The following is an 18,914-nucleotide window of genomic DNA, read 5'->3' as shown; positions in this document are numbered from 1 at the left end:
GGGCCGGGCGCTTGCATCTAGCGCACCCATGTAGAGAACACCCGAGTCGAAATCACCCGTAGCGAAACCATCTACCTTGCGAGCATGACGAGCTTCGAGGTCGCGGTAGTCGGAAGAGGTCTGATCGGCAGCGCTGCTGCGAGACATCTCGCAGAGGACGGGCGCTCCGTAGCGCTGATCGGACCTGGTGAGCCGGTGGACTACGCAACGTCGTCGGGTCCGTTCGCGAGCCACTACGACGAGGGGCGCATTACGCGGATGATTGATCCTGATCCCACCTGGTCCCAGCTTGCGATCCGGTCGATCGCCAGGTACGCAGACATCGAGGAACGCTCGGGTGTGCCGTTTCACACCGGTGCCGGACTCGTCTACGCCTCGGCTGAGCCGCGCGCGGATCTCGCTCTTGCGCTGGAACTCGACATCGACGCGCGTGAGGTCACGGCGACGGAGGTCGCTGAGCGCTTCGGGATCGCCATGTCGAGTGCGGAGCCGATCATTCTCGAGTCCGCACCGGCCGGCCACATCAACCCGCGGCGCATGATCGTCGCTCAGAACCGGCTGGCGAGTGCAGCGGGCGGCGTGATCGTGGACGCGCCAGTCTCGGCGGCAGCACCGACACGCAACGGCGTGCAGCTGACCGTCGGGAACGACACGATGCTCGCGGACCGTGTGCTCTTTTGCACTGGGGCCTGGGCAGCTGAGCTCGTCGCGGTCGACCTTCCGCTTGAGCGCACACTCCGAACGATCCTGCTCGCCGAGCTCGACGACGGCCCACCGCTTCCGAGCCTCATCTCTCGGGCCGAGACCGATTCCGACCGTGACGTCTACTGGGTGCCCCCGGTTCGATTTCCGGATGGACCGATCATGTTGAAGATCGGCGGCTACGACCGCTCCGTCGGGCGCGCCACCGACCCCGCCGATGTCGTGGACTGGTTCCGCAGCGGCGGGAGCCCCACCGAGGCTGATGGACTCGAGGACCGGTTGAGAGCGCTCCTGCCCGACCGGACGATCCGTTCCCGAGACATGAAGCCCTGCGTGGTCACCGACACCCCGCACGGTCTCCCGTGGATCGACTGGATCGATGATCGCGTCGCGGTCGCGATCGGCGGTTGTGGTTCAGCGGCGAAGTCAGCCGATGAGATCGGGCGACTCGCGGGGACGCTGTTCGCCGATGAAGGTTGGACCGACCCGGTACTCAAGCTCGCGTCATTCACACCGTCGCACACTGGTTGACGCGGGCGCCTAGGCACGAACGCTCAACTTAGGTGTGAGGCTCGATCAGCCCGAGTCGCACCATCGGAAAACGATGCCGCGTTGACCGGACGCTGTCTCTACGGTCGTCGGCGTGAGTGAGACGCGGGCGGACTCGACCGATCCAACTCGTATTCCGATCGAGGGCTCCCCAATGGCCAGGCTTGATGTGTTGCTTCAAACGTCGCACATGTACGAAACTTCGTCCATGCAGGAAGTGGCGTCGCGTGAGCTCCGCAACCAGACACAAGCGTTGCTCGATCGAGTGGTCGCCGGCGAGTCGATCTGCATCACCGTGCATGGTCGTCCCGTGGCCGAGTTGCGGCCTGTCGAGATACGGCCACCATGGATGAGCCGGGAACGCTTCATACGGGACGTGCTGGCCCACCAAGCCGATCCCGGCCTCTCCGATGACCTGGCGGATCTCTCCGCCGAGACGACCGACGACCTAAACGTCATCTAGGTCTGAGCCACCGGGTCACGACGACACGCGGACCATCGATTCACTGGTCCCGAATGAGTGCGGGGCTCAGCTGTGAGGCTCCATCAACTCGATGCGGTTGCCGAAGGGGTCGTCGACGTAGACGCGGTCGTAGCCCTCGAGGGGGTCGTCGTCGCGGACGGGCACGCCGGCGGCTCGAAGGCGCTCGACGAGTGCAGGCAGGTCGTTGACCAGCAGGGCAGGGTGGGCTTTGCGGGCGGGGTGGAACGGGCCATCGGTTGGCTGCTCGACGCCAAGGTGGATCTTGACGGTGTCACTCTCGAACCAGCAGCCGCCACGCGCTTCGAGGTGGGGCGGCTTGGGAACCCGCGGCAGGCCGAGCAGGCCTTCGTAGAAGGCCTGTGCAGCGGCTTCCTCACCGGCGGGCATTGCGAGCTGTACGTGGTCGATGGCGACGATCTTCACTCGGCTGATCCCTACCCGACGGCGGATTGGCGATTTGCGCACAACCCATGCGACATGCTGCAAGCCTGCCCTATGGGAACGCTGGGGAGGCGCCGTGAGCAGTGTGGTAGTGACGGGGGCGAGCTCGGGGATCGGCGAAGCCATCGCCCGGCGGTTCGTGGCTGACGGCTGGGACGTCTTGACCGGGAGCCGGAGCGAACCCGACCTCGATGGCGCTGAGTGGCTGCGCACCGACGTTGTCGACCCCGCCCATGCCGATGCGCTCGTTGCTGCGGCCGTCGAGCAGTTCGGGTCGCTTGACGTGGTGGTCAACAATGCCGGTGTGCAGGTGGAGAAGACCATCGCTGACACCACCGACGAGGAGTTCGATCACGTCATCGACGTCAACGTGCGGGGCGTGTTCAACATGTGCCGGGCCGCCGTGCGCGAGATGGCCGGACAGCCTGAAGGCGGCGTGATCATCAACATTGCCTCGATCGCGGCAACCCACGCCGACGCTGGGATGGCTGTCTACAACGCTTCGAAAGGTGCCGTCGAGGCCCTCACCCGTGCCATTGCCGTCGACCACGGGCATCAGGGCATCCGCTGCGTCGCGGTCAGCCCTGGCTGGATCGCCACGGCCCTCGCCGACGCCGTGTTCGACCTCGAAGCGGACCCTGACGCGGCCCGTCAAGCCGCCATCGGCCGCCATCCTGTTGGCCGGCTCGGCACTCCCGACGACGTCGCCGAGGTCGTCGCCTGGCTGGCGGGGCCAGCGGCCAGCTTCATCTCAGGCAGCGTGTTTACTGTGGACGGTGGCCTCACTGCACAGAGCCCCATCGGATGACGTTCGAGCGGCCGAGACGTGTGATCACATGGCGCCAAGCGCCATACAGGGCCGGGGGCTCGGACGGGACCAAGAGCTGACATGTCGGGTAGCACGTCGGTGATACCCGCCCGCCAGCCGTGCCCCGTTGCCGCGGTCGAGGCACTGATCGTGTCTGTGCCCGCGGTCGGCAACGCCTTCGCCGAAGGCTCTGAGGAGACCCTGCTGGTCAAGGTCATCGACGAAGACGGACGGGTCGGCATTGGCGAATCGGTCTGCACGCCGGCGGTCGTCAAAGCGATGATCGACCAGCGCACCATGCACTTCTGGAGCCAGGGCATCAAAGACGTGGTGGTGGGCGCCGACCCGATCGAAGCGGCCGCGATCTATGACCGGGCGTACCACGGCAGCTTCTACCACGGGCGTCGCGGCACCTACATCCAGGCCTATTCCGCGGTGGACATCGCGCTCTACGACCTCGCCGGACGCCAGCTCGGACTGCCGGTGTACAAGCTGCTCGGCGGAGCCCGGACCGAGCGCATCCGGCCGTATGCCACCTGCTACCCGGGCGACATCTACACCGGGCCGATGAACGCAGTGCTCGACGAGATCACCCGTCAGGCCGCCATTGCCGCCGACCAGGGCCTCACCGCGGTGAAGGTGCCCGTGCTGTTCGGCGCTGAGGTGCCTGACCGGGGCATCGTCGAGTTCGTCCGCACCTGCCGCACCTCGCTCGGGGATGACCTCACGATCGCCCTCGACTTCGGGTACCGCTGGTGGGATTGGCACGACGCCGCCTGGACGCTGCGGCGCATCGAGGACTTCGATGTCGCCTTCGCCGAGGCACCATTGCGCCACGACGACCTGGCCGGTCACGCCCGCCTCGCAGCGGTGTCGCCCGTGCGGGTCGGCGGCGCCGAGTTCGCGGCGGGCCGATGGGAGGTGCGCGAGTGGCTGACCACCGGCGGCGTGTCGCTGGTGCAGCCCGGCGTCAGCCGCGCCGGCGGGTTCACCGAGCTGATGCGCATCGCCGAGCTGTGCGAGCTGCACGGCGCGCAGCTGATCCCGCACAGCTTCGCCACCGGCATCACCGATGTCGCCAACTTCCACCTCCAAGCCGCCGCTTTGACGATCCCGATGGTCGAGTTCCGGTCCTCGCGGCTCGGACCGTCCCGGCTTCGCACCGAGTTGGTGCACCCGCCTGAGCCCGAGATCGTCGACGGGTACGCAGCCCTTCCCACCGGCGCCGGTCTCGGTGTCGAATTGAATGACGAGTTGGTTGCAGCGCACACGCTGGACGCTGCCGGTGGCCGGAGCGACTGAGCAGTGAACGAACCGTCGACAGCAGCGTCGACGGCAGGCGCAGTGACGCGACTGACAACAACATCTGACGCCTCCGCCCAGCCGGAAGCCGCAACGGCGACCGCAGGTGTGCCGTCATTGCCAGCTGAATCCGAGGCATCAACCCCCCATGGGGCCGTCGGCGACATCACCACCTACAACCCGCACCTGGGCAACCGGCTTGGCATCGCCGACGCAGCCGCGGTGGCGGACGCAACTATCGACGGGCGCCAAGTGCATGTCACGTTCACCGACGGCCAGTGCCGAACATTCGCCAGTCAATGGCTGCGGCATTGCTGCTGGTGCGTCGAATGCGGGAACCCAGCAGACGGCATCCGCTTCACGACCGTGGCCAGCTTCCCCGCGGACATCGCGCCGACCTTGGCCGAAGCCGTCGACGGCGACCTAGTGCTCACGTGGCCCGAAGGCCATCGCTCGACCTATGGCAGCGACTGGCTTGCCGCCAACGCCTACGACGACGTGGCCCGGCAACGGCGAGCCTCGTGGCAGCCCATCACGTGGCGTGCCGAGCTGACGGACTGCTTCCCCACCGTCGACTGGGCCGACGCCAGCGACGGCGCCGCCGGCCAGCTCGACGCCTACCGGCTGCTGCGCGACTACGGCATCGTGCGCATTGACAACCTCGGCACCGAGCCTGAGCAAACCGAGCAGCTCGCCAACCTCGTCGGCCCCATCCACGAGACGACGGTCTATGGCCGCATCTACGACGTGCGAGCCGAGCCGGTGGCGAAGCTGGGCGCCAAGACCGGCATGGCCCAGGCACCCCACATCGACGACGCCTTCTACTACTCCCCACCCGGCATCGACATCTTCCACTGCCTAGCCAATACCGACGTGGGCGGCATGAGCACCTACGTGGACGGCTTCGCCATCGCCGAATCGCTGCAGCTCGAGGAACCCGCCGCGTTCGAGGCACTCACCACCCTGTCGGTGACACACGTACGGCGCCATCCGGGCGAAATCAACATGCGCAGCCGCAGTCCGCTCATCCGACTCGACGAATTCGGCCGCCCGAGCGGTGTTCGCTACTTCGACCGGGCGCTCGGCCCGCCCGACGTTTCGCCAGACGACATCGACCGGCTCTACGACGCCATCCGCGCCTTCAGCGACCGGATGCACAGCTCCGAGTTCACGGCCACGATCCGGGTCGAAGCCGGCCAGGGTGTGCTCATCGACAACCACCGGGTCATGCACGGGCGCACTGCGTTCGATCCGGCCAGCGGTCGCCACATCCGCCTGTGCCACGTACCCCGCGACGAATTCCACGGCCGCCTGCGTGAACTCAGCCTGCGACACGACCCGTGGTCCCACGACCAGTACCTGCCGCAGGGCTCGTGAGCGTGTCCCGGCCAGCACGCACCGACCATCAACACAGCGCTCATCGGCACATCTCTCGCCTGCGACCCCCGCATCCACAGACCCCGTACTCCAAGAACAACACAGAGGCCGCACCATGATCAGTGCCGATCTCACCGGCAAGCGGACCATCGTCTCGGGCGGTGCCAGCGGCATCGGCCTCGGCGTGACCCGCACGTTCGTTGCCAACGGCAGCACCGTCGCCATCGCCGACCTGCCCGGTGAACGCCTCGCCGACACGGTGCGAACGCTGCAAGACGACGGTCTCAGCGTGTTCGCAGCCCCCTGCGACCTGCGCGACAACGACTCGGTGGTTGCCATGGTGGAAGCCGCAGCCGAGCGGATGGGCGGCATCGACTACCTGCTCAACATCGCCGGGCACCCGGTCACGCTCCAACCCATTCCCGCCAGCGACCTCGAATCTCAAACAGAGAAGCTGTGGGCCGAGGCGCTGTCGATCAACCTGCTGTCGGCGTTCCGCACTGCCAAAGCGGCCGCGCCGTACCTGAAGGCATCCGGCGGTGCCATCGTGAACACGGCGTCGATGTCAGGGTGGCGCGGTGGTGGTTCCAGCTCGCCCTACAGCGTCGCCAAAGGCGGGCTCATCACGCTCACCAAGGAGCTCGCCCGAGGCCTTGCCCCCGAAGTGCGGGTGAACGCCATCTCGCCCAGCTACGTGCATCCCGACTCCACCAACTTTCCGATCCGCTGGGAGACCGTTTTCGAAGACTCCAAATCGCTGCCGCTGGGCCGCCCCGGCACCGCCGCGGAGTACGCCGACGCGTGCCTGTTTCTGTGCGCCGGCGCCAGCTACATCACGGGCCAAACCATCCACGTCGACGGCGGCTGGAGCGCCTAGCAGGGTGCTGAAAAAGTGCCGAAATCGCGGACTGGCGGAGGCAAAGCCGCTGGTCAGAGGATTGGTCGATTGGCCGAAACCGACTTTTTCAGCACCCTGCTAGCTGGACGGCTGCACGACCGATGGCAACCACACCGGCCGACAACATCGAGCATCGGCAACACGAACCGGCACCAATCGCCGGCAACCAACAACGGAAACGCAGCCCAATGACGAAACCCAGGAAATGGTCCGATCCGGACAAGAAGCTGTTCCCCCACCAGGTGGGCTTCACCGCGCCGCCCATGGACTTCGACGCCGCGCCCAGCGACTTCCTGCGCATGTGCCCGGAGACCGTCGGCGTGCACGGGCGCCTGCTGCACGCCCCCGACTACGCGCACCGGCTCAGCGACCGGGCCGGACTCTTCCACCTGCTCGAAGAGACCGTGCACTGCCTGTCCAACAGCGGCGCCGACGTCGTCGGCCAGGTCGGCACGAATTGGGTGCACGCCAGCGGCACCGACGCTTCCGACATTCGGCGTTTCGTCGCCGAGATGTCCGACAAGTACGAGACACCGTTCCACATGGCCGGCCTGACGCTGGTGGAAGCCTGCGAGGCGCACGGATACGAGCGGATCGCGCTCAATGCCGTGTACTTCTGGCCCGACTGGCGCGACGGCGTCGTGCGGTTCCTGCGCAGTGCGGGCATCGACGTGGTGTGGGCGGGGAACTTCGTGGACCAGGGCTGGTACGCCACCCAGGAAGAGGTGAACGACCACGTCTGGATCTTCCCCGGCGACCTCGCGATGAAATCGACGCGGTACACGCTCGAGCACGCCCCGGACGTGGACGCTGTGCTGGTGAACGGAATGTCCAACTACCGCGGCGCGGACGGTCTGCCGCGGCGCTTCGTCAGCCTTGCGGCCGACGTCGAAGAACGGATCGGCATCCCGGTCATTTCCTCAGACATCAGCCTGTACTGGCGGATCTTGCGCACGTTGGGCGTGGCACCACTGGGCCGGCACGGTTCGCTGCTGGCCTCGCTGCAATCGTCGGCGGATCCCGAAGCGGATTCCTGATGCGGGGGAAGCGGTAGCGGTTCCGGTGCGTCGGAATGGATGATTCACCGACGAGCACCGTCGGTCAGCCGCCCATCGCTGCGGCGTGTTCCGGGCGCCGCGTCGCCCGGCGCACCCCGGTGAACGTCAAGAAGGTGGCCACAACCAGCGCTACGCCGAACAGCGCATTGGCATAGTTCACGCCCCGGTATTCGAATGTCGCGTACAGCGCACCCGAGGTCAGCCCGGCCAATGCGCCCGAGCCGATCATGGCGAAGTCGCCGACGCCTTGCACTGCGACTCGTTGGTGGATGGGATACAGCGTCACCAGCAGGCTCGACGCTGCGATCACACCGAAGCACCAGCCCAAGCCGATGAGGAAGTTCCCCATGAACACACCCACCGCGCCCGTGGGCGGCGTGACTGCCGCCCACCACGCTCCCCACGTGCACAACCCACCCGCGATGTACAGCATCGGGTAGTTGCCGATGCGGTCGGTGAGTTGCCCAATGATCGGCGAGAACAGGTACATGCCCAGAATGTGGAAGCCCATCATGAACCCGATGGCGTTCTGAGACTGGCCGCCCGCATCCATGTGCAACGGCGTCAGCGCCATGACGCCCACCATCGTCACCTGGCTGACGATCATCGCCAGCACGGCCAAGCGAGCCTGTGGCTTCTGCCAGATCAATGCCAGCGCGTCGCGCGCCGTTGGCGTCGACACGTCCGCGTTCGATCGGCTGCGGGAGCCATTGCGTGATTCGCTGAGATCGTTCGCGACCTCCAGCGGGTCGGGCCGCAGGAACAGCTCCACGATCGCGGCGGCAACCAGGAACATCACAGCGGCGAACACGTACGAGCCGGTCTTGTCGGGCAGTCCCAACGTGCGTCCGATGTCGCTGGCGGCGCCCGACACCACCGAGCCAGCGGTCGAGCCGAACGTCGTGGCCCACACGATCATGCTGATCGTGCTGGCGCGCCGGTGCTCGGGTGCGAGGTCGGACGCTGCGTAACGAGTCGCCAAGTTGGCAGCGCTGCCGGCTCCCGCGCCGAAGACGCCCAGGCACAGCAGTGGATAACTCAGCAGGATTGCGCCGAACACCGCAAGCGTCGAACCAGCGGCCCCCACGAGGTACCCGAAACGCAGCCCGACGCGCCGCCCCTGGCGGTTCATCAGTCGCGACATCGGCACGGCGACTGCCGCCGCACCGATCGACAGGCAGCTGGCGGCAATCGTGGCAAGCGTCGAGCTGCCGGTGATGTCCTTTGCGAGCAGAGCGCTGACGATGTAGGTGGCCACGAGGCCGAAGCCGCCGGCGGCCTGGCTGGCAATCAGCACGACAACGGTGCGCTTTTGGATGCGCTCGCGGTCCGAATGCGAGTACGCGGAGCCGCGCTCGACCGCAAACACTGTGCCCCCCGACATCACAACAGCATGGCGTACGCGCTGGCGCGTCACACGGTGAGCCCGCCTGCAGGTGCTGCCGGCACAAGCGGCGGCCCCACAAGCCCGCAGCGCTTGGCCCCCGCAGTCGGCGCGATGGCCCGCTCACGCACCGGCGACGACACCGCAGCAATCCGAGGAACGCGCGTAAGGTCCGCGAGATGCACGTCGGCATCACTCCCATCAACTCCGCCGCCTACCTCGACCCGGGATTCCTGCGATCGTTCGCACAGCAGCTCGAAGAGCTCGGCTACGAGTCGGTGTGGACGTTCGAGCACGTCATCGTGCCCCACGACTACGAGAGCCGATACCCGTACCACCCCAGCGGCAAGCTGGGCCTCCCGACAGGTTCCGGATTCACCGACCCGTTCATTGCGCTCACCTACGTCGCCGGGGCCACGCAGCGCCTGCGCCTCGGCACCGGGGTGAACATCGTCACGCAGGCCAACGCTCTCTACTTCGCCAAGCAGGCGTCATCGCTTGACCATCTCTCGGGCGGACGGCTGGAGCTGGGCATCGGCGTGGGCTGGCTGGAAGAGGAATTCGACGCCATCGGCGTGTCGTTCGGGCGTCGAGGCGCCCGAGCCGACGAGTACATCGACGCGATGACCGCCGCCTGGAGCGGCGATGACGTCGACTTCCATGGCGAGTTCGTGGACTGGTCCGGCTTCTCGATGCTGCCCACACCGGCGCAGCGGCCGCGCATGCCGCTGCTCATCGGCGGTACGACTCCCCCGGCGATCCGCCGCCTGGTGGCCCGCGGGGACGGCTGGTACGTCATCCACAAAGACCTCGACGACTTCAAGCGACTCATGGACGCAATGCGCGCCGAGTGCGACCGTCAAGGGCGCGACCCTGCCGAGCTGGCATTGACGGCGTACTGGAACTACCACCGCGAGGGCCTCGACAGCCTCGAGGTGTACCGCGACCACGGCGTGCAGCGCCTGCTGGTCAACACCGCCGCGCTGCGAATGGGACGCCCCGAAGACACCATCGCACAGTTCGCAACCGAAGCCCTGCCGGCCTGCAACGAGTCCTAGCGGCCGCGCTGATAGGTGAAGACTTGTGTGGTGAAGCCACTTGTCTCCCGCTCTTGTTCTCTGCGCTCACGGGCCGCTCGGGCCACGGCCTCGCTCCTAGCGTTCACTCAGACGCCACAGTTCTCTGCGGTTCCGCTCGGCCTCTCAGCCGCGGCGGTGTTCAGCCGTCGTTGATGGAGATGCGGATGCTGCCGCTGGGGTGCAGAGAGCAATAGCCGGAGATGACGGCCACGTCGCCGAAGGTGCGCTCGAAGCGCTCGCCGGGGACAACCTCGTAGGGGCCGATGTCGTGGGCGGCTGAGTCGCGGTTGACGATGATGAGCACGTCTCGGAGCTTGAAGTTCAAGTCGGCGGGAAAGATCTCGACATCCTCGCCAGCGGCCAGCCGGTCGGCGGTGCCGGGTGGAATGTCGATCGTGTAGGTGACGGGATCGGGCTGATCGACCAGGCGCGACACCACGACAGGGACCGCGGCGACCAGCAGCCCGCCCAGCAGGTACAGCAGCAACGTGCGCTGGTTGGGCCAGCCGGTTTCTCGACGGCGGCGTGCGGTCAACGCCTCTGCGCCTGCTCCGGTGACTGCGCTGGCTTGCGAGGTTGAGCCGTCAGCAGCCACGTCGCGTGAGTCTGCCGCCTCCTGCTCTGATCGACCCCCACGCGCCTCACGCATGGACCCATCCTCGCAGCTATGTCCCAGCGAGGGGACCTGTCAGTCGTCGGACCAATCGCGGTCGGACTGGTCGAAATAGGTGTGCCGGGCGGTGCGCGAGCTGTCGCTCTTGCCCATGTAGCCCACGGCGATGTGATCGAGATGGTTGATAGCGCGGCCCAGCGGCATGGCCTGGGCATTGATCGACGCCTTGGACGCTGTGACCGGCACCGGCGGCTGGTTCACGACGGCGGCCGCCAGCCGCTCGGCGGCAGGCACCAGCTCGTCGTCGCTGTCGACCACTTCGGTGAAGAAGCCGAACTTGTCCAGCTCTTCCATGCCGTACGTGCGTCCCAAGATCAGCATTTCCTTGGCGCGGTGCGGACCGACCAGGTTCACCAGCGCCGGCACTGAGTGCCAGGTGAGGTTGAACCCGATGCTGACCTCGTTGAGCGTCAGGCTGATCGACGGGCTGCCGATGCGGAAGTCGCAGGCTGCGGGCAGCACCCCTCCCCCGCCGATCATGTAGCCGTGGCACAGGGCGATGGTGATCGGATTGAGGTGCATCAGCGTGTCGTACATGCGGGCGCCGTGCTTCGAGCCCAGCATCGCGTCGAGGCTGGTGCCGGCCCGCTGCTTCAGATCGGCGCCCGAGGAGAGGCTCTTGCCTTCGCCCCGCACGATCACGACCCGCACCGAGGTGTCGGCGTCAAGCGCCAGACACGCTGCATGCACATCGGCCACCAGCTGGCCGTTGACGGCGTTGTGAACCTCTGGCCGGTTCAGCACCAGATGCCGCACCGGCCCGTCGCCGTCGATCCGCACTGTCTCGAGTTCCACTGTCATCGCTGCACTCCCGGGTCAAGGCCGCCGTTGGGGCGCGCAGTTTGACATGCCGCACCGGTGCTCGGCCCGGGCGACCCGGGTCTCGGGATCGGGGCGGCTGTTCGGGGCGGCTGTTCGGGGCGGCTGTCGCAGAGACATCCCCAGATGGCGCCTGCAACGTCCGGGCAACCTGGGGTTCGGGATCGGGGCTACTGCGGCCGCAGATCTATGAATCGTCGTAGTCGGGCGCGGTGCCGGAACCCTGGTCAAAGCCGGGACCCTCGCCAGGGCCGGAGCCCATCACGTCGCTGAAATCACCCACGATCTCATCGGAGGGGGGTGCGGTGATCGTGATGTCGGCGTCGTAGTCGAAGAAGTCGATCATGATGGCGAATCCCGGGACGTCCTCGGCATCGGCGCCGAAATCTTCCGCGAGGTCGCCGAACATCGACCCCAGATCCAGGCTGACTCGCCGCGTGAGGCCCTCGCCGTCGATCCAGACGTCGGTGGCCAGGCCGTCGCCGAACATTTCCGCAGGGAACAGGGCCGACCCGTCACCGCCGTCGGGCCCAGTCCCCTGTGATTCGGCACCCTGAGATGCAGCCAAGGCCGCAGCGTCGAGGGTGTAGCGGATGTGTGTCATCGGCTCGCCGTCGATTTGCTCCGAACCGAAGGTCTCGGCATCGGTCACGAATTCGATCAGGTGGGCGTTGTCGTTCGGCGCAGGGCAGCCGCCGGCGCGGGGGGCGTCACCGGGCAGCGGCGATGGGCACAAGATGCCCATGCTCGCTGCTGCTTCGGCATCGAGCGTGAACCAGCCGTCGGGCGGTGCCCCAAAGGCCAGACCCTGCAACTCTTCGGGAACGGCAAACCGGACGTAGGTGGCGCCCTCGACCATCAGGATCTCGAACGCGAGACCGCCCGCTGCCGGGTCGTCGACGCTCATCGTCATCGCCATATTGGCGTCGGGGTCGACCTCAAACGACAGCGTTATCGCTGCGAATCCTCCGAAGTCAGACAGCATCTCGCCGCGCACCGAGCGCCCCGCGCTCGACTCGAACGCATACGTGAGCAGCTCCAGCGGATCCGTGGGCAATTCGGCAGCCACGACGGCGGTCGTGGCGGGGGCCGCCGCAGTTGTCGGCGCGGCGGCGGTGGCGTCGGCCGACGTCTCGGTCACGACTTCGTCGACAGCCTCGACTTCGATGCTGCTCCCGCACGCAGCAACAGTCAGCGATGCCGCCGCGACGACCGCGGCGGTCGTGGCCCAGCGAGCCTTCACGTAAATCAACTCCTTGCCGGATCGCAGGCAGCGTCCACGACGAACCTCAGACACGAACCGGCCGGCGGCCAGTGTCTCATACGTTCATGTCCGCACAGGGTCAGATATTTCGCGTTGTTGGCGATGAATCGGCGCCAACGCAGCCGCTGTGACAACCGCCGGGCTACAACGGATGGGCGCCAGGGTCCATGCCGAGACGGGTGCGGCCGTACGCCTCGCCCACCGTGTCGAGATCGGCGACTTGGTGCTGGCTGGCCATTGTCACGTCTCGGAATGTCTGCTGCAGGCGGCTGCCGTCGAACACGGCTCGTCCGCCGGCTGCTGTGGTGACACGGTCGAGTGCCCGGCGGCATAGCTCGATGGCGTAGCTGCCCTGGTACTTCGCCTGCGCCCGCAGCTGCTTGGAATCGGCCCCGTCGGCAGCTTGGCGCAACAGCCCCAGCGTGTCGTCGATCAGCAACTCGGCCGAGCGCACCTCGGTGTTTGACTCAGCCAAACGCATGTGCAGCCCTGGGCGTCTGGATTTCGGCGACCCCATGTAACGGTCGTCCTGAGTGCCGAGACGGTCGGCGGCATCGTCGAGCCCGGCGCGGGCAAGCCCGAGCGCCGCCGCGGCCACGTGCACCGCCAGCCCCGGCAGGACCGGCGTGCGGTACACGCTGGTGCGGTGGCGGCTCGACCACACCGAGCGGCCGCCGAGCAGATCGCCGGAGTCGACCGTGCGGTGTGTCGGCACGAACGCCCCGGCTGCGACGACGTCGCATGAGCCCGTGCCACGCAGACCGATCGCGTACCAGTTGTCGTCGATCTCGATGTCCTCACGCGGGATCACCACATGGAGCAGGCGGGGCCGCTTGCCTTCGGCTAGTACCTGGGAGCCCAGCAGGAACCACTTGCCCCACACCGCACCGCTGGTGAACGGCCAGCGGCCATCAACAAGCCACCCGCCGTCGCATTCGGTGGCCGAGCCGACCGGTGCCAGCGAACCCGGCACGATCGCATCGGGATCGACCCCGTACACCTCGTCCTGGAGTTCCTCGCTCATCGAGCCGAGCATCCAGCTGTGCCCGACCAACACCATCAGCACCCACGCCGCAGCACCGTCGTACAGGGCGGCCTCGCGCACGTTGGCGACCATGTCGGCGAATTCCCGCTCGTCGCCTCCGGCGCGCTCGGGCACCAGCAGGCGCAACGCGCCGGCGTCACGCAATGCCGTCATGGCACCCTCGGCCAGCCGGCGGTTCGCCTCATTCCACGCGGCATGGTCGGCCAGCACCGCACCGGTGAGCTCGTCGATGCGAAGATCCCGGCCTGAACCGTTCGAGCCGTTCGAGCCGTTCGAGCCAGCCGAACCGGACACATCGGTCGCGCTCATCTCACTATTCCTACTGCACTTCGGTCTTCACGTCTGCGGGTTCGCTGCTCTTACTTCACGATTCCTGCGGCGCGCAGCTCGGCGATGGCGTCGGTCGACCTGCCCAGCTCGGTCAGGATCGCGTCCGTGTCCGTGCCCCGCTCGACGGCGGGGCGCAGCTCGGGCACGCCGCCTGCGATGAGCGCGGCGGGGCGGTTCTGACGGATCCGGCCGACGATCGGGTGGTCGACCTCCCGGATCACTCCCGAGTGCTGCACCCCGGCGTCGTTGGCGACCTCGTCGGGACGCAGCGCCGGCGCTACCGGCACGTCTGCAGCGATGAGCCGCTCGACAACGTCGTCACGGGCCACATCGGCCACCACTTCGCCGAGCGTGTCGATCATCTCGCCGAAGTGCGCCGCCCTCGGCCCGGCCTCGGCGAAGCGGGGGTCGCTCAGCAGGTCGGGCCGGTCGAACGCATCGGCCACGCCCTTCCAGTGGCCGTCGGTGAGCGGCATGACAGCCACATAGCCGTCCCGGCAGCCCAACAGCCGGTAGTCGGCCAGCAGGTTGGGACGATGGTCGGCGTCGTCGGCCAGCACGACGTGCTCCATCATCGCGTCGGGCCACATGAAGCTGACTGCGGAGTCCAGCAGCGACAGCTCGACGTGCTCGCCGCGGCCGGTTCGTTCCCGTGCATAGAGCGCGGCGCACACTGCCTGGGTCCACGTCAGCGACGTGACCTTGTCGGGGATGAAGCTGCGCACGAACTGCGGCTCGTCGTCGCCGCCTTGCACGCTGGCGATGCCGGACCAGGCTTGGATGACCGCATCGTAGGCAGGACGTTTCGAATAGGGCCCGTCGCGGCCGAAACCGCTGATCGACACGTAGATCACGTCCGGGTTTCGCTTGCGCACGTCGGGCTCGCCGATGCCGAGCCGCTCGGCCACCCCCGGTCGGTACGCCTGCACGAAGACGTCGGCGGTGGCAAGCAAGTCAGCCATGACTTCTCTCCCCGCCGGCGAGGCGATGTCCATGCACAGCGAACGCTTGCCGGCGTTGAGGTTGGCGAACCAGCCCGACATGCCGTTGCGGCTCGACCCGAACATCCGCAGCGGATCGCCGACGACGGTGTCCTCAACCTTGATGACCTGCGCGCCCTGGGAAGCCAACAGGTGCGTGCCGCCTGGCGCGGCGATGAACGTGGCGATCTCGACGACGCGGATGCCCGCCAGCGGTCCTGGTCCGTTCGACATCTCCGCCCGCAGCTAACAGGTCAAGTTGCCACGGCGGATCATCGTCGGGGACCACCGCAGCACCCGGACTCCCCGGATTGCGGCCATGGAGTTGATTCCGCCGAGAGTAATCAGGCCCGAGGAGTTGATTCCGCCCACCGAGATGAGGCCGATGCTGTTCAGACCGCCGATGGTGACCACGCCGATTGAGTTGGCGCCACCGATTGCCACTACGCCGATTGCGTTCCAGCCACCGATCGCGACGATTCCGATGGCGTTGTGTGTGCCGACGGCGAAGGCGGTGACGTCGGAATTCGGCACATCGTCGAGGACACCCCACTGGGTGAAGGCGAACAGGATCGCCATGCCCACGGCGAGCGTGAGTGCCCACAGCCACGCGGCGCCGTTCGCAGAAATTCGGGCCTCATCGGCCTCAGTGCTGGCCATCGCCGGCCCCCCCAGGTGGATGCACCACCCGCTGCGAAGCTAGCAGTCGGCTCGATCGTCGAGACCGGCCCCAACTTGTCGGCAATTGTCCCCACCAGCGCTCGCAGCGCGCTTTGGACAATCGCCGGAAGGCGCACGATCTTGGCGATCCGCGGGTCGCGTCCACCAGAGAATGCGCCAGATCTACATTGGCGCTCGCAGGGCGGCGTGCGATGACCGTCGCCGAGTGGCATCGAGCGAGGACGAGCACTATGGACGAACTTCCCGACTTCAGCGGCCTGCGGGCGCTGTTCATCAACTGCTCGATCAAGTACGACCCGGCACAGTCCCATACCCGGCGACTGATCAACCGTGCTGCCGGGGTGATGCGCACACAGGGCGTCGACGTCGAGATCATCCATGCCCTCTCCCACACCATCGCTTTCGGCATGGAGAAGGACCAGACGCTCAACAGCATCGCCGACGACTGGCCGCAGATCCACGCCAAGATCATGGAGGCCGACATCTTCGTCATCGGCACACCGATCTGGCTGGGCGTGAAGTCGAGCGTGGCGACGCTGGTAGTCGAGCGCATGTACGCCTACAGCGGCGACCGCAACGCCAAAGGTCAGTACCTCTACTACGGCAAGACGGCGGGCTGCATCATCACCGGCAATGAGGACGGTGCGAAGGCCTGCGCCATGGACCTGCTGTACGCCATGTCGCACATCGGCTACACCGTCCCTCCGCAGGCCGACTGCGCCTGGCTCGGCGAAGCCGGCCCCGGCCCCAGCTACGGCGACCCCCGCCCCGACGGCGGCCACGAGGGCTACGACAACGACTTCACCAACCGCAACACCACCTTCATGTCGTGGAACCTGATGCACACAGCGAAGATGCTGCGCGACAACGACGGTCTCCCTGCCATCGGCAACCTGCCCGAAACCTGGCAGCAGCTCCCCAACGCCAAGGAGCAAGACCCCGAAGCCGACTGAACGCGGCTCTGTTCCGCGGACAGCGACGGCGCGAGGCGCGAGACTGCTCGCTGCGATGAAGCGGGAAGCCAGGGGGACTTGTGACGGCGACGATTGCTGAGCTGGCGGCGGGTTACCGGGACGGGTCCCGCAGTCCGGTCGAGGCCACCGAGGAATGCCTGGCTGCCATTGAGGCGCTGGACGGGCGGGTCGGTGCTTGGCAGGCAGTGCACGCCGACGAGGCCCGGGCGGCGGCGGAGGCTGCCGAGATTGCGCTGGATCTGGCGGCGGGTGAGCCGTTGGGGCCGTTGTGGGGTGTGCCGTTCGCGCTGAAGGACATCGTGGATGTCGAGGGCCGGGTCACGACCGCTGGCTGCGCGGAGTGGGTCGACCGGATCTCGCCGGCCACCGCCACGATCGCGCAGCGCTTGCTGGAGGCCGGCGGGATCCTGCTGGGCAAGACCAAGACCGTCGAGTTTGCGATGGGCGGTTGGGGCACCAATCAGCACATGGGAACGCCGTGGAATCCCTGGGATCCGGCCGTGGCCCGCACGCCGGGCGGCTCGTCGTCGGGTTCGGGCACGGCGGTGTCGTCGGGCATGGTGCCGTGCGCGGTGGGCACCGACACGGGCGGGTCGGTACGACTGCCGGCTGCGATGTGCGGGATCGTCGGGCTCAAGACCACTGAGGGCATGTTGCCGATCGACGGGATCGTTCCCCTGTCGCACACGCTGGACACGCCGGGCCCGCTGACCCGGTCGGTGCTCGATGCGGCGCTCATGTTCGACGCCATGTTGGGCACGCCGCCCGCCGCCCTCGAGCGGGACTGGCTGGCGGGCACCGGTCGCTACGGGGCACTGCAAGCCGGAATGGGGGGCCGCCGCATCGGCTGCCTGACCGACGCCGAACGCATGGGCGTGGATGCCGCCCAGCTCGCCGCCTACGACGCTGCGCTCGAGGTGCTGTCCGGGCTCGGCGGCGACGTGGTGCCCTTCGACCTGCCGACATCGTTCGAGGAGTTGAAGAACACCAGGTTCTTGATCGTGACGGCGGAGTCGTACCACTACTACGGCGCGCTCATGGAGGACCCGAACTCGAAGGTGGATGAGCGGGTGCGAGCGAGAGTCCTGGCGGGCGCCAACATCTCAGCCTCTGACTACATCGCGGCCACGCTCCAACGACGCATCGACCTTGCCGAGTTTGCGGCAGCGTTCGAGGGCTTCGATGCGATGGTGACGCCGACCACGCCGATGCTGCCATTGCCAGTTGACGAAGCCGACGAGACGACCACCCCGGCACTGTTCACCCGGGCAGCGAACTTTCTCGCGCTCTGCGGCACGACTGTGCCGACCGGTGTGTCGCCCGGCGGATTGCCGACGTCGATGCAGTTCGTCTGCCGGGGCGGCGACGAGACGCTGTCGCTCGCGTTGGCGGCGGCGTACGAAGCGGCGCGGGGGCCGATGCCAGCCCCGCCACTGTGGGCAGGGCCGGCGACTGAGGCTGCAACCGATCGCTGATCCCAGCGAGACAGAGCCGAACGTGTCACGTCACGCGCTGCGCAGAGTCCATCCGCGCCGTTCGTGGTAGAGATGCCCGCGTGATCGTGCTCCCGCTGCACGCTCGGCGAGCCAAGGAGGCGCACCCATGGGCAAGGCAACGGTGATCGGCAGCTTCGAATGCCAGGACGGCAAGGGCGACGAGATGGCGGCCGTGCTGGCCTCGATGGTCGAAGCCGCCACCGAAGAGCCCGGCGTGGAGATCTACTCGTACCACCGCGGCGAGGGGAACACGTTCTGGTTCTTCGCTCTGATGACTAACGCCGAGTCGATGCAGCACCACGGCCAATCCGAAGCCATGCAACAGGCGATGGCTGCATTCATGACGCTCATGGCGTCACCTCCCCAAATGCAGATGACCACACCGATCGCCGCCATCGGCCTCGACCTCTGAGCGCGACGCGTCTGCGCCACGTGTGAGCAGGTGGCACGTGCTCAGCCAACAGCCGGCCGGTCAGCACCACCTCGATGCACTCAGGATCGAGCTGAGACAACGACTCGGCGCGGCCCCGGAGTTGGCTCGGCACCATGAGCTCTCGGTTCGTGCTTCCC

19 protein-coding genes are annotated in these 18,914 nt (G+C 67.2%); 11 read left to right on the top strand and 8 right to left on the bottom strand.

Going from position 1 to position 18,914, the window contains the following annotated elements; all coding sequences use genetic code 11:
• Positions 1-84: 84 nt before the first annotated feature.
• Both ACOOHB_RS01315 and ACOOHB_RS01310 read left to right on the top strand, forming a co-directional pair.
• A complete protein-coding gene (locus ACOOHB_RS01315) occupies positions 85-1,233 on the top strand; it encodes an NAD(P)/FAD-dependent oxidoreductase (protein ID WP_420443027.1) in 1,149 nt (382 codons plus the stop codon).
• A 112-nt stretch (positions 1,234-1,345) separates the two neighbouring features.
• Positions 1,346-1,714: a type II toxin-antitoxin system Phd/YefM family antitoxin gene (locus tag ACOOHB_RS01310; RefSeq protein ID WP_420443026.1), complete on the top strand. Its 369-nt coding sequence runs from the start codon at positions 1,346-1,348 to the stop codon at positions 1,712-1,714.
• Between the two features lie 66 nt (positions 1,715-1,780).
• On the opposite strand, the gene ACOOHB_RS01305 is transcribed toward ACOOHB_RS01310, so the two are convergent.
• The gene (locus ACOOHB_RS01305) at positions 1,781-2,158 is read right to left on the bottom strand and encodes a VOC family protein (RefSeq protein ID WP_420443025.1); all 378 of its coding nucleotides are present in this window, start codon (positions 2,156-2,158) and stop codon (positions 1,781-1,783) included.
• 94 nt (positions 2,159-2,252) lie between these two features.
• Here ACOOHB_RS01305 and ACOOHB_RS01300 point away from each other — a divergent pair, with 94 nt between their 5' ends.
• The 5 genes from ACOOHB_RS01300 (at position 2,253) to ACOOHB_RS01280 (ending at position 7,598) form a co-directional block, all read left to right on the top strand.
• Positions 2,253-2,984, top strand: a complete 732-nt coding sequence (locus tag ACOOHB_RS01300) for an SDR family NAD(P)-dependent oxidoreductase (RefSeq protein ID WP_420443024.1) — start codon at positions 2,253-2,255, stop codon at positions 2,982-2,984.
• 81 nt (positions 2,985-3,065) lie between these two features.
• Positions 3,066-4,286 (top strand): mandelate racemase/muconate lactonizing enzyme family protein, encoded by a 1,221-nt coding sequence (locus tag ACOOHB_RS01295; protein ID WP_419921188.1) that lies wholly within the window; start codon positions 3,066-3,068, stop codon positions 4,284-4,286.
• Between the two features lie 3 nt (positions 4,287-4,289).
• Positions 4,290-5,663 carry a TauD/TfdA family dioxygenase gene (locus tag ACOOHB_RS01290; RefSeq protein WP_420443023.1) on the top strand — a complete coding sequence of 458 codons (1,374 nt, stop codon included), beginning with the start codon at positions 4,290-4,292 and terminating at the stop codon, positions 5,661-5,663.
• Between the two features lie 115 nt (positions 5,664-5,778).
• A complete protein-coding gene (locus ACOOHB_RS01285; protein ID WP_420443022.1) occupies positions 5,779-6,540 on the top strand; it encodes an SDR family NAD(P)-dependent oxidoreductase in 762 nt (253 codons plus the stop codon).
• 209 nt (positions 6,541-6,749) lie between these two features.
• Entirely contained in the window at positions 6,750-7,598 is an 849-nt protein-coding gene (locus ACOOHB_RS01280) for a hypothetical protein (RefSeq protein WP_420443021.1), read from the top strand.
• A 64-nt stretch (positions 7,599-7,662) separates the two neighbouring features.
• Here the strand turns inward: ACOOHB_RS01280 and ACOOHB_RS01275 are convergent, their stop codons facing one another.
• Positions 7,663-9,003, bottom strand: a complete 1,341-nt coding sequence (locus tag ACOOHB_RS01275) for an MFS transporter (RefSeq protein ID WP_420443020.1) — start codon at positions 9,001-9,003, stop codon at positions 7,663-7,665.
• 179 nt (positions 9,004-9,182) lie between these two features.
• On the opposite strand from ACOOHB_RS01275, the gene ACOOHB_RS01270 reads away from it, so the two are divergent.
• Entirely contained in the window at positions 9,183-10,061 is an 879-nt protein-coding gene (locus tag ACOOHB_RS01270; RefSeq protein WP_420443019.1) for an LLM class F420-dependent oxidoreductase, read from the top strand.
• 160 nt (positions 10,062-10,221) lie between these two features.
• Here ACOOHB_RS01270 and ACOOHB_RS01265 read toward each other — a convergent pair whose 3' ends face one another.
• From ACOOHB_RS01265 to ACOOHB_RS01240, 6 genes are all read right to left on the bottom strand, one after another.
• Positions 10,222-10,731 carry a cupredoxin domain-containing protein gene (locus ACOOHB_RS01265; protein ID WP_420443018.1) on the bottom strand — a complete coding sequence of 170 codons (510 nt, stop codon included), beginning with the start codon at positions 10,729-10,731 and terminating at the stop codon, positions 10,222-10,224.
• Positions 10,732-10,770: 39 nt separating this feature from the next.
• Positions 10,771-11,556: an enoyl-CoA hydratase/isomerase family protein gene (locus ACOOHB_RS01260; RefSeq protein WP_420443017.1), complete on the bottom strand. Its 786-nt coding sequence runs from the start codon at positions 11,554-11,556 to the stop codon at positions 10,771-10,773.
• Positions 11,557-11,761: 205 nt separating this feature from the next.
• The gene (locus tag ACOOHB_RS01255) at positions 11,762-12,817 is read right to left on the bottom strand and encodes a hypothetical protein (RefSeq protein WP_420443016.1); all 1,056 of its coding nucleotides are present in this window, start codon (positions 12,815-12,817) and stop codon (positions 11,762-11,764) included.
• A 163-nt stretch (positions 12,818-12,980) separates the two neighbouring features.
• Complete coding sequence (locus ACOOHB_RS01250) at positions 12,981-14,192, bottom strand: acyl-CoA dehydrogenase family protein (RefSeq protein ID WP_420443015.1); 1,212 nt, start codon at positions 14,190-14,192, stop codon at positions 12,981-12,983.
• Positions 14,193-14,242: 50 nt separating this feature from the next.
• Positions 14,243-15,427, bottom strand: coding sequence for a CaiB/BaiF CoA transferase family protein (locus ACOOHB_RS01245; RefSeq protein WP_420443014.1), 1,185 nt, complete (start codon positions 15,425-15,427; stop codon positions 14,243-14,245).
• A gap of 12 nt (positions 15,428-15,439) precedes the next feature.
• A complete protein-coding gene (locus ACOOHB_RS01240) occupies positions 15,440-15,853 on the bottom strand; it encodes a hypothetical protein (protein ID WP_420443013.1) in 414 nt (137 codons plus the stop codon).
• A gap of 251 nt (positions 15,854-16,104) precedes the next feature.
• On the opposite strand from ACOOHB_RS01240, the gene ACOOHB_RS01235 reads away from it, so the two are divergent.
• From ACOOHB_RS01235 to ACOOHB_RS01225, 3 genes are all read left to right on the top strand, one after another.
• On the top strand, positions 16,105-16,827 hold the full coding sequence (locus ACOOHB_RS01235; RefSeq protein WP_420443012.1) for a flavodoxin family protein: 723 nt from the start codon (positions 16,105-16,107) through the stop codon (positions 16,825-16,827).
• 80 nt (positions 16,828-16,907) lie between these two features.
• Positions 16,908-18,323: an amidase gene (locus ACOOHB_RS01230; RefSeq protein ID WP_420443011.1), complete on the top strand. Its 1,416-nt coding sequence runs from the start codon at positions 16,908-16,910 to the stop codon at positions 18,321-18,323.
• A 127-nt stretch (positions 18,324-18,450) separates the two neighbouring features.
• Positions 18,451-18,756 carry a putative quinol monooxygenase gene (locus ACOOHB_RS01225; protein WP_420443010.1) on the top strand — a complete coding sequence of 102 codons (306 nt, stop codon included), beginning with the start codon at positions 18,451-18,453 and terminating at the stop codon, positions 18,754-18,756.
• Positions 18,757-18,914 lie beyond the last annotated feature (158 nt).

The sequence above is a fragment of the Candidatus Poriferisodalis sp. genome, from assembly GCF_965215815.1.
In the GTDB taxonomy this organism is placed as follows: domain Bacteria; phylum Actinomycetota; class Acidimicrobiia; order Acidimicrobiales; family Poriferisodalaceae; genus Poriferisodalis.
This window is presented reverse-complemented; position numbering and strand designations above follow the sequence as displayed.